Annotated in this window: 9 protein-coding genes; 4 read left to right on the top strand and 5 right to left on the bottom strand. The window is 60.8% G+C overall.

Annotated features, from left to right (window positions below; genetic code table 11):
• Positions 1 to 2,981 (bottom strand): 7TM diverse intracellular signaling domain-containing protein (locus ACESMW_RS17025; RefSeq protein WP_372988188.1); only part of this gene is annotated, 2,981 nt, incomplete at its 3' end.
• 125 nt (positions 2,982 to 3,106) lie between these two features.
• On the opposite strand from ACESMW_RS17025, the gene ACESMW_RS17020 reads away from it, so the two are divergent.
• On the top strand, positions 3,107 to 4,135 hold the full coding sequence (locus ACESMW_RS17020) for a hypothetical protein (RefSeq protein WP_372988187.1): 1,029 nt from the start codon (positions 3,107 to 3,109) through the stop codon (positions 4,133 to 4,135).
• 8 nt (positions 4,136 to 4,143) lie between these two features.
• Here ACESMW_RS17020 and ACESMW_RS17015 read toward each other — a convergent pair whose 3' ends face one another.
• Positions 4,144 to 4,392: a hypothetical protein gene (locus tag ACESMW_RS17015; protein WP_113862713.1), complete on the bottom strand. Its 249-nt coding sequence runs from the start codon at positions 4,390 to 4,392 to the stop codon at positions 4,144 to 4,146.
• Between the two features lie 229 nt (positions 4,393 to 4,621).
• On the opposite strand from ACESMW_RS17015, the gene ACESMW_RS17010 reads away from it, so the two are divergent.
• Positions 4,622 to 4,966 carry a hypothetical protein gene (locus ACESMW_RS17010; protein ID WP_113862712.1) on the top strand — a complete coding sequence of 115 codons (345 nt, stop codon included), beginning with the start codon at positions 4,622 to 4,624 and terminating at the stop codon, positions 4,964 to 4,966.
• Here the strand turns inward: ACESMW_RS17010 and ACESMW_RS17005 are convergent, their stop codons facing one another.
• Together ACESMW_RS17005 and ACESMW_RS17000 are read right to left on the bottom strand one after the other, a co-directional pair.
• Positions 4,967 to 6,253, bottom strand: coding sequence for a serine hydrolase domain-containing protein (locus ACESMW_RS17005; RefSeq protein WP_372988186.1), 1,287 nt, complete (start codon positions 6,251 to 6,253; stop codon positions 4,967 to 4,969).
• Positions 6,254 to 6,357: 104 nt separating this feature from the next.
• A complete protein-coding gene (locus ACESMW_RS17000; protein ID WP_372988185.1) occupies positions 6,358 to 7,596 on the bottom strand; it encodes a diguanylate cyclase in 1,239 nt (412 codons plus the stop codon).
• Between the two features lie 109 nt (positions 7,597 to 7,705).
• On the opposite strand from ACESMW_RS17000, the gene ybaK reads away from it, so the two are divergent.
• Positions 7,706 to 8,176, top strand: coding sequence for a Cys-tRNA(Pro) deacylase (gene ybaK / locus ACESMW_RS16995; protein WP_372988184.1), 471 nt, complete (start codon positions 7,706 to 7,708; stop codon positions 8,174 to 8,176).
• Positions 8,177 to 8,179: 3 nt separating this feature from the next.
• Positions 8,180 to 9,373, top strand: a complete 1,194-nt coding sequence (locus ACESMW_RS16990; RefSeq protein WP_372988183.1) for a cation:proton antiporter — start codon at positions 8,180 to 8,182, stop codon at positions 9,371 to 9,373.
• Positions 9,374 to 9,465: 92 nt separating this feature from the next.
• On the opposite strand, the gene ACESMW_RS16985 is transcribed toward ACESMW_RS16990, so the two are convergent.
• Positions 9,466 to 10,971 (bottom strand): NADP-dependent isocitrate dehydrogenase (locus tag ACESMW_RS16985; protein WP_372988182.1); only part of this gene is annotated, 1,506 nt, incomplete at its 5' end.

The raw sequence follows: 10,971 nt of genomic DNA, 5'->3' as shown, positions 1-10,971 counted from the left end.
GATAGCGCCGTGCGTACCGCCTGGTCTCCGGCACTGACGGCGATCACCTCCAGGCCCAGTCGGCGAAGCATGCGCTCCACCAGCTGCCGGTTCTCCTCATTGTCCTCCGCGACCAGCACCTGGCCGCGGTAGTCCCGGCGCTGGTCCGGCATGACCTCATGGCGAACCACCAGGTAGCGGGCCAGCACTTCGTAGAAAAACTGCTTGTCGATGGGCTTGGCCAGGTGCTCGTTACAGCCGGCCCGTCGGTAATCGGCAATGTCCTCGGCCATGACATTGGCGGTCAGGGCAATGACCGGCGTATTCACGCCCGCCTCCCGCAAGGCTGCGGTGGCATCCCGACCATTCATCACCGGCATCTGGATATCCATCAGGATCAGGTCGAACGGCTCCCGGATGGCCAGTTCCAGGGCTTCGGCACCATTGACCACGTGTACCAGGTCCGCGCCGGTGCGCGACACCAGCAGGGACACCAGACGACGGTTGACCTCGTTATCCTCGGCACAGAGAATGCGCCCGGTCAGCTGCGGCGCAGCCACCATGGGAATCGCACGCCGGCGTTGGCCGAGTTCCGAGGCATCCCGGAGAAAATGCACCTGATCCAGCGGCCCGGTGCGGATGGCCAGCTCGAATTCGCTGCCCTCACCGTAGGTGCTGGCCACCGTGATATCGCCACCGAGCAGCTCCGCCAGCCGCCGGGAGATACTCAACCCCAGGCCAGTACCGCCATACTGGCGTGATATCGCGGCGCTGCCCTGGGCAAACGGGTCGAACAGCCGGCGCAGCTGTTCCGGCTTCATACCGATTCCGGTGTCGACCACCCGGGCCATCAGCATTTCAGACTCCCGATCACACCGAATACCCAGGGAGATAGAACCTTTTTCGGTAAATTTAAGGGCATTTCCACACAAATTGATGATGATTTGGCGGAAGCGGGTAGGGTCGGTGTGGATCTGCTCCGGCAGTGGATACTCGCAGATAATGGAAAAATCCAGGCCCTTCTCCCGGGCCCGCGGGGTAAAGAAGGCCCGGATTTCCTCCAGCAGCTCCGGCAGATTGACGGGAATCACATCCACATCGAGTTTGTTGGCGTCAATCTTGGAGTGGTCGAGAATGTCGTTGACCAGATCGAGCAGGTGGCGGCCGCTGCGCACCACGGTCTCGGCGCTACTTTTCTTTTCGGTCTCGGTCAGGTCCGGATCCAGCAAGGTCTCGCCGTAACCGATGATGGCTGCCAGCGGCGTGCGGATCTCGTGGCTCATGTTGGCCAGGAACTGGCTCTTGGCTTCGGCCGAGTTGCGCGCCAGCTCCTTCTCCAGCCGCTCCTGCTCCCGCTCCCGCTCGATCCGCTGGCGCTGGCGGCTCTCAGTCACATCGATACAGGTGCCTTCCAGGTGGGTGGGCTCGCCCTCGGTATCGTAGGCGGTATGCAGGGAGATTGTGGCCCAGCGTTCCTCGCCATCCCGGGTCAGGTACCGGGCTTCGATGCCCTTCACGGTGCCTCGGGCCTCGAGCTGCTCCACCACCAGGCGCCGCAGGCGGTCATCAGCGATACAGGTTTCCAACACATCGGGATTACGCCGCAGCAACTCCCTGTTGCTGTTGTAACCGAGCATCCGGGCCATGGCCGGGTTGGCGGTCACGAACCGTCGATCCGGAGACATCTGGAACACCCCTTCCACGGCATTATCGAACAGCGACTGGTAACGGCGGAGGTTGGCCAGTGCCCGCTCACTCCACCCAAGAGCCTCCCCCTGCACCTGCTTTATGCGGTCAGCCAGGGCAAAGGAGAACAGGATGATCTGGGCGGTCAGGCCAAACTGCGGTGAATAGCTGGTGAAGGTATTCAGTGGCAGGTAACCCATGACCGTCAGGGCATAGATTCCGAACCCGATCAGGGCCAGGGTCCAGGCAAAAAAGTAGGACCGTGCTGCCGGGTTGTAATAGCGCCAGGACAGGTAACTGACCACGATCAGGATGATGCTGAGCAGAACGGAGCCGAGCACAATCCACTCCATGGCCACGTGGTAGGGCAGAAAAAAACAGAGCACGAAGGTGGCCCCAACCGAATACAGACAGAGCCGGATAATCTGATCCAGATCCCGGGAACGTTCCCGGGTCTCCAACAGCGAACGGGCCATCAACAGGCCCCAGAACCAGGTCAGCACGATCTGGAAGTGCAGGTATTCCTTGTTGAACAGGACCGGGCGGCTGTCCAGAAGCTGTACGCCATGGACCTGCTCGGTGAAGATGAAGATGGTGGCCGAGACCAGGTACAGGACGTAATAGACGTTACTGCGCTCGCGCACCGATACCGCAACGAACAGGTTGTAGGCCAGGATCGCCAGCACCGCCCCCAACAAGACACCGCGGACCGCTTCATCCACGGAAACCTTCTCGATGTAGCTGTCCGGATGCCAGAGGCTGATGGGCAGGCGAAAGGTATTGGTGTTGGTAATGCGCAGGTACACCGTGTTGACGGTGTCCGGCGCCAGCTTCAGGCGGAAGGTCGGGTTGGGAACGGCCAGGTCCCGCTCCTGCCAGTTGTCCTGGTACCCGGCCTGACGCTGATCCACCAGCTCACCGTCACGCACCAGGAAAAGGTTGACCTGATCCACCAGAGGCAACGCCAGCTCCAGGATCCAGTCCGTTTGGGCAGCGCCGGCCCGGGGCTCCAGCTCCATACGGGTCCAGTAGGCGGATTCGGTATAGCCGAAGTTGAGTACGCCGCCTTCATGGCGGGTGAAGGCCCCGGGGTCCAGAGCCCGCACCTCCCGGAACGTCAGGGATTGCCCGGGATCTTCCAGGTACCAGACGCAACTGCCCAGGTTCCGGATGCTGCTGGTGTTACGGTCGAGCACCAGCTTGCCGTCACGGCACAGGCCCTCCGCCGCCACCGTCGACGGCAGCAAAACCAGCGCCAGCAGTACCCATGCCAACAGGGCCGGGACCGAAACCAGGTTTGTGAGCCGTTGCTGCAAAATGTGATCTCCGCGAGGGCAGATGCCGGTGTTATGTTTTATTGTCAGCATTCGGGCCGAAGCGGGCCCCGCGCGTATCCACTTTAGCGGTTAATCATCCATAACGCATCTCAGGGCCTTCTGAAATGAGACATTCCTGCATTTTCGCTGTCGTTTCCCTCGCTTTGGTGAACCTTGGCGGTTGTGGCCTTGAGGATACCGGCCCGTCAGCTTTGAATCCGGCCACCAATGTGGACCCGGTATTCTCCAGCTTCACCCTGACCGAACAGACATCCACCACCCTGTTCCACGACCTTTCCCTGGCCGTTGAACCGGCTACGTCAGAAAGCAGCCAGGCCAGCGCTATGGCCAGGGACATCCGCCAGCAGCTGTCCGCGTTTCTCTCCATCATCTACAACGACGCGACACCTCCAGCGATTAACTCTGTGCGTAACCCCCTGGATCTCATGCGCCGGGTCATCGGTGAAGGGGAGATCGCTAACTTTGTGGAAGCCCGTCAGTACATCAGCGACCGGATCGACGCCGGTGAAGCCGGCGAGTACAGCAACACCACCAACGATGTGTCTGTCCGCTTCACCGATCAGGGCGCGTTCGAGGAAGGATTGCCAGTGGCGGACTATGAATGGCGTTATCCCATCGTCAAATGGGTCTACACTCCGGACACCTCGAACCGGGTAACCCGGGTGTTTACCTGGGCCTCCTCCGGCACCTTTCCCGAAGGCAGCACCCGGCCAAGCGCGACCCTGGGGACCGAGTTTCTGCCCCGGGATTTCCTGATCACCGGCTACAACGATCAGGCCCGGCTGCACAGCGAAGGCAGTATTGTGATTGAGGGCGAGCGGGAAATGGCGCTTGTCCGTGAGTACGAGGGGCTGAACACGGACACCATCAATATCGACGGCACCAACATTGGCACCAATCAGGGCACCACGGGTGGCCCGGAATTCCCGTTTGCCGGCGAGACGGTCGACTGCCTGAAAATCCGGATGCTTTACGCCGAGCAACGGGTCGAGGTCTTTACCTCATTGGATCAGCCGCCGCAGGTGGAGGATCCGGACAACCCCGGTGAACTCATGGCCAATCCCGATTACTGCCTGAACCGGGATGCCTCGACCCACAGCTACCAGACAATGAACACCGGGCTACGCATCTGAAGCGGTATTCAGAGCGGGCCACCGTCCTTCAGGTTCCAGCTCTGCAGGAAGCCCTTCTTGCGATCGAGTAACCGTTGATAGGTCGAAATCAGAATATCGGCGTGGGGCGCCCGGCTCATCCGCAGGCTCGCGATCCGGCGTTCGAGGTGCTCGACTTCCGAGCTGATGCGCTCGCGCACATGGCTGCGGACACTGTCGTGGTGATCGAGTTTTACCGCCCGGCGGATGGGTTTTTCGGGGGAAGCTGGCTTGTCCATTTGCGGCCTCGTCCATTGAGTCATGAATAATCCATATTCTTGCAGCGAGAGTCTGCCCCTTTCTGCGGTAGCCTGCAATAAAAATGAATATAGTTTCACTTTTTTTGACGCTTCCCGGGGGCAGGACCACGTCGACCAGCCCATTACACGACGAATCCCCTGCTATAGTTCCTTGTAGCACCAAACCCCCGAATCGGCCAATTCCGGCCCGGAATATATTGAGCACGCCATGACCCAGACCACCATTGCCGACACACTGCGCGAATATCAGTCCCTGCTGGAACTGCTGGACGATGCCTACTGGGAAGCGGGCAGCATCCACCACAAGGATATGCTGTATGACATCATCAGCGTTCTGAGCCAGGAGATTGCGGAGATCAACAAGCTGAACACTCAGGACCACCACTATCCCTACGAAGTCATCACCGAAGGGATGCGGCGCCTGGTGCCCAAGCTGGAGCGGCTGGATGAACAACGTGAGGATGTGATCCAGCGCACCCAGACGCTGACTGATTTCCGGGACCTGCTGTCATCGGTCCTCGGTATCCTGGAAGCGCAGGTCCAGACCCTGTAATCAGGCAGCCACCAGCGGCCGCTGGGTCTCCGGAATCAGGGGAAACTGCCGGCACACGGTATAGACAAATTTCGCCAGCGCCGGCAGGTGGTGCGCGACAATGGGCAGCCCGGTATTGAGCAGGCTGACCGAAATATCCCGGGCCGGATCGGCCCAGCACAGCTTGTTGATCAACCCCACGTGGCCGAAGGCGTAACGGCTGTTCGGCCCCCACAGGCCGACGGGATTGCCACCGAGCATCATGCCGGCACTGAAGCGCATCGGAACCAGCATGGTACGGTCGATCTGCAGGGAGCCGAACTGCTGGATGGCGCGCTTGACCGTGATTTCGCTGCAGATCCGCCGGCCATTCCAGACGCCACCGTTGAGCATCATCTGGAAGAACCGGCCCATTTCCTCGGCGGTCCCGCACAGGTTCCCGGCCGGAATGACCGCTTCCTGGAACCGTGGGTCGTTGGTCACCGATTCCACCGTTCCGATATCGCCGCCCAAGGCCCGGCGTACCACCCATGACACCGGGAAATGCGGGGTCGGTCCGGTGGCGTAATTGACCGCCAGATCATTAAGTTTCTCCGACGCAATGCCATAGGTGAACCACTTCATACCCATGGGCTTGCGGAGGTGCTTGTCCAGGTAGTTTTCGATGGTATCGCCGGTGACCTTTTCCAGCACCCGCTGCAGCACGAAACCACCGGTGATCGCGTGGTAGGCAACCTTGGCGCCGTCCACTTCCACCGGCCGGGCCTGACACAGGATGCGCCAGATCTCGTCCCGATCCCAAAGCACTTCGATGGGAGTCTCCCTGGGAATGGCCGGAATCCCGCCCCGGTGGGAAAGAATCTGGTGCACGGTAATGGTCCGCTTGCCACGGCGGGCAAACTCCGGGCAGTAATAGGACACCGGGTCCATCAGGTTTACAAGCCCCTGTTCAGACAGCATGTGCATCAGCAACGCCGTCACCGCCTTGGAGGCGGAGAAATAGCAGACCGGGGTGTCGGTGGTCATCGGCACCCGCACCACGTCCCGGCCGTCGTGTGGCCCGTTACCACTGGCATGGCCGATGGCCCGGTGCAGAACCTGGTGGCCCCGGTGCCGGACCGAAACCTGGATACCCGGGTGGACGCCGGTACGGTACAGCGATTCGACGCTCTGCCAGACCGTCTCGACGGTTTCCCGGCTGATACCGGCGGCATCCGGGTGTTCACCGGCAACGTCCCGGCTGGTGACAGAACTCAGGTCCTTGGCAATCAATGAGGTATTCAGGGCTCGACGGGCAATGGGGATCATGGCTGGTACTCTGACATCCTGGACTATTTTTTATTGTAGTGTGGACAGCCTAGCCATCGGTGGCATTGGCCGAAGTGGAACCGCAAACGCGTCACTGGTTGCACTCAGCCCCGGGCATCCGTCCGATCATTATGATCCGCTTCGGCCTCGGGTGCCATCACCACACAGTTCCGGCCCCGGCTCTTGGCGGCGTACATGGCACGGTCAGCCGCGGCACACAGGGTGGCCGCATCGGCGCCGTGGTCCGGATAGACCGCCACGCCGACACTGATGGTCATGGGAACCGCCGGGCCGTTGTTCAGCGGGTGCAGCTGGCCACTGACCCGGTGGCGGATCCGTTCTGCGGTTTCATGGGCTTCACGAACCCCCATCTCGGGCAGGATGATCACAAATTCCTCACCGCCGAACCGGCCCACCGAATCGACGCTGCGCACGCTGTTATCGAGCAACTTGCTGACGGAGCGGAGCACAGAGTCGCCGGCAGCGTGGCCGTAAGTGTCGTTGATCTCCTTGAAGTGATCAAAATCCACCCATAACAGGGCCATGGGGCGGTTATAGCGGCGTGCCCGTTCCAGCTCTTCCTCCAGCAGGCGCGAACTTTCCCGCCGGTTATACAGGCCGGTCAGGGGATCGCGGGTTGCCAGTTCCTCCAGCTCGTCCTCCAGAGCCTTGCGGTCGGAAATATCCAGGATGATGCCTTCCAGCAGTATTTCGCCGTCATCGTCCTCGACCCCACGGCCACGTTCCCAGACCCAGATCTGACGGCCATCCTTGCGGATCAGCGGGTATTCGATGGAGAAGGGTTCGCGATTCTCAACCGCCTTCCTGACCTCCTCCACCACCTTTTCGTTACTCTGGGGATCGGCCATCAATTCGGCAAAGCTGACCTTGCGGTTGCGAACCAGTTCCCCGGGCAGATAGCCGGTCAGCCGCTCGCAGCCCTGGGACACAAACAGCATGGTCCAGTGTTCGTCAAAACGGCAGCGATAGGCCATGCCCGGCAGGTTGTCCATCAGCACCGACAGCTGTCGCTCGCGACGACGCAACGCCTGACGCTGATCATACTGCAGCGCCAGCAGCTTGCGGTCCTTGTGGAACTGACGAAGGGTGGCGGCAAACAGGACGGTGCCGGTCACCACGACGAACAGGAAGCCCTTCCAGGTCTGTACCAGGGACAGGGTGTCGGCATCGTAAAACCAGGCTTCCACCAGCCGGTCGGAGAATACGATCCAGACCAGCCCAACCGCGATATAGATCGCAGCCGCCCACAGGGCCCGGCGGGCGGGACCCCGGTGATCGGACAATCGCCTGTTCCGCTGCTTGTCGACACCGGTTGAAGCCATGGATACCCTGTTATCAGATAGCGGTGCTGGATGTTTACGAAAATAGCCGCACCGAACCCATAAGTCGAGCATAATGCCAGTCGCCCCGCCAACTGCAGCAGGAGTAGCCATGACCCCAGGAATCAATGTGGCGAAGAAAGCCAGGGTTCCCCACCGCATCCACGAATACGACCACGACCCCAACAGCGAGAGCTACGGTACCGAGGCGGCGGAGAAGACCGGCGCCGAGCCGGCCCGGGTATTCAAGACCCTGGTGGCCTCGGTGGACAATCGTGAGCTGGTGGTAGGGGTGCTACCAGTGACCTCCATGCTCAGCATGAAACTGATTGCCAGGGCAGCCGGGGGCAAGAAGGCCACCATGGCGGACAAACAGGAAGTGCAACGGGCCACCGGCTATGTCCTGGGTGGTGTCAGCCCCCTGGGCCAGAAACGGCGCCTGAAAACCTTCATTGACCAGTCCGCCTGCAACTTCGACACCATCTATGTCAGCGCCGGCCGCCGGGGCCTGGAGATTGAACTGGCACCGGAGGACCTGGCAAATCTCACCAACGGTCGTTTTACCGATCTTCAACAGGAGTAAACCGTGTCCAATGCAATGGAACTGCTTCTGATCGGCAGTATCATGCTGCTGGCGCTTGGAGCGCACGCGGTGGGTCAGCGCCTCCATGTGCCGAGGGTAACTCTGCTCATCCTGGTCGGTGCGCTGGCGGGCCCCCGATTGCTGGATCTCGTGCCTGCGAGAGCCAGCGACAACTTCAGCATGGTGACCGAACTGACACTTGCCATGGTCGGCTTCCTGCTCGGAGAGAGAATGTCTTTCCGGGATCTGCGTCAGGGCCGTCAGGGCATCATCATCAGCCTGTCGGTTACCCTGATCACGGCGCTGGTGATTTTCCTTGCCACCTGGGCGGTCACAGGCAATCTGGCCGCGGCGTTACTGCTTGGAGCCATTGCTACCGCCACCGATCCGGCAGCGACGCTGGACGTCATCAGGCAAACCGAATCCCGCGGGCCCCTTACCCGTGTGGTCGCACAGGTTGTTGCTATCGACGATGCCTGGGGAGCCATCCTGTTCAGTATCCTGCTGGTATTTGTCGAACAGCTCGCCGGAAATGGCGCTACTGTAATGGAAACCATGACGCACGGGGTAACCGAGGTCGTCGGCGCCCTTATTCTGGGGGTACTTCTGGGCCTGCCCATGGCGTGGCTCACCGGACGCATCAAGCCCGGTGAACCGATGTTGCTGGAATCGGCGGGCTTCGTTTTTCTGGCCGCGGGTATGGCCGGTGCGCTGGAAGTTTCCTACCTACTGACCTGCATGGCCCTTGGCGTCACGGTGGCCAATGCCGCCCGACATCATATTCGCCCGTTCCGGTCCATCGAGGGCATTGCCGAGCCATTTCTGGCCATGTTCTTCTTCCTGGCCGGTTTCGGCCTGGACTGGTCGGTATTGCCGACACTGGGGCTGCTCGGCGCGGTTTACATTGTCGCCCGGATTGCCGGTCGGATACTGGGAGGATATGCGGGAGGTCTGCTCGCCGGTTCGGAGCGCGAAATCCGGTTACGCAACGGCGCCTGCCTGCTGCCACAAGCAGGGGTTGCGATGGGCCTGGCGCTGGTGGCAACGGACCGTATGCCGGAACTGACGTACTTGCTGCCACTGGTGGTTGGCACGACCGTCATGTTTGAACTTCTCGGCCCACCGATCACCATGCACAACCTGCGACGCGCCGGCGAAAGCGGTCGGGGTTTCGAGGAAGAGAAAGACGAGGACTGACGGCGAGTCAATAAAAAACCCGGAGCAGCTCGGAGCTGTCCGGGTTTGATCTCAGGTGGCCGGAGCAGATGCCCGGCCGGTTTCCCGAGGGATCACTTCACGGATGCACGGGCATCCTCGAGGATCTTGTTGAAGGTCTTGCTCGGCTGCATGACCTCGCAGACCTTCTCCATCGGCGGGTGGTAGTAGCCACCGATATCCGCAGGATGGCCCTGCACCACAGTCATCTCTTCCAGGATCTTGTCCTTGTTCTCTTCCAGCTGCTTGGACAGCTTGGTACAGAACTCCTTCAGCTCCTTGTCCTCGTCCTGCTTGGACAGTTCCTCGGCCCAGTAGCGGGCCAGGTGGAAGTGGGAACCGCGGTTGTCCAGCTCACCGGTGACCCGGGACGGAGACTGGTTGTTCTCCAGCAGGCGCTCGGTGGCCTTGTCCAGGGTCTGGCCCAGCAGGCGGGCACGCTCGTTATGCTGCTTTTCGCCCAGCTCGTCCAGAGATACGGCCGTGGCCAGGAACTCACCCAGGGAATCCCAGCGCAGGTGGTTTTCCTGGATCAGCTGCTGAACGTGCTTCGGTGCAGAACCACCAGCACCGGTCTCGTACAGGCCACCGCCGTTAAGCAGCGGTACGATGGACAACATCTTGGCACTGGTACCCAGCTCCAGGATCGGGAACAGGTCGGTCAGGTAGTCACGCAGCACGTTGCCGGTCACGGAGATGGTGTCCAGACCACGGATCAGACGCTCCATGGTCCAGCGGATGGCGCGCACCGGAGACATGATGCGGATATCCAGGCCCTCGGTATCGTGGTCTTTCAGGTACTTCTCGACCTTCTTGATCAGCTGGGCGTCGTGGGCACGCTCGTCGTCCAGCCAGAACACCGCCGGCATACCGGTGGCGCGGGCACGGCTGACCGCCAGTTTGACCCAGTCGCGGATCGGCAGGTCCTTGGTCTGGCAGGCGCGCCAGATGTCACCTTGCTCAACGTTGTGCTCGGTCAGCACGGTGCCGTCCTCGGTCACGACGCGGACGATGCCGTCTTCCTTGATTTCGAAGGTCTTATCGTGGGAGCCGTACTCCTCGGCCTTCTGCGCCATCAGACCAACGTTGGGCACGGTACCCATGGTGGTGGGATCGAAAGCACCGTGGGTTTTACAGAAATTGATTACTTCCTGGTAAATGGTGGCGTAGGTGGACTCCGGCATCACTGCCTTGGTGTCCTTGAGCTTGTTGTCACGGGCCCACATCTTGCCGGAGTTACGGATCATCGCCGGCATGGAGGCGTCGACGATCACGTCGCTGGGTACGTGCAGGTTGGTGATGCCCTTGACGGAATCCACCATGGCGATTTCCGGACGATGCTCGTAGCACGCGTGCAGGTCTTCCTGGATCTGCTCCTGCTTGGATTCCGGCAGCTGCTTGATTTTCTCGACCACGCTGGAGAGGCCGTTGTTCGGGTTCACGCCGATCTCGTCGAACAGTTCACCGTACTTGTCGAACAGATCCTTGTAGAAAACCTTCACCGCGTGACCGAACACGATCGGGTGGGAGATTTTCATCATGGTGGCTTTCACGTGCAGGGAGAACATGACACCGGTCTT

The sequence above is a fragment of the Marinobacter sp. genome (assembly GCF_041690455.1).
Taxonomy (GTDB): domain Bacteria; phylum Pseudomonadota; class Gammaproteobacteria; order Pseudomonadales; family Oleiphilaceae; genus Marinobacter.
The sequence above is the reverse complement of the archived record's forward strand: the minus strand, read 5'-3'. Positions and strand labels throughout refer to the sequence as shown.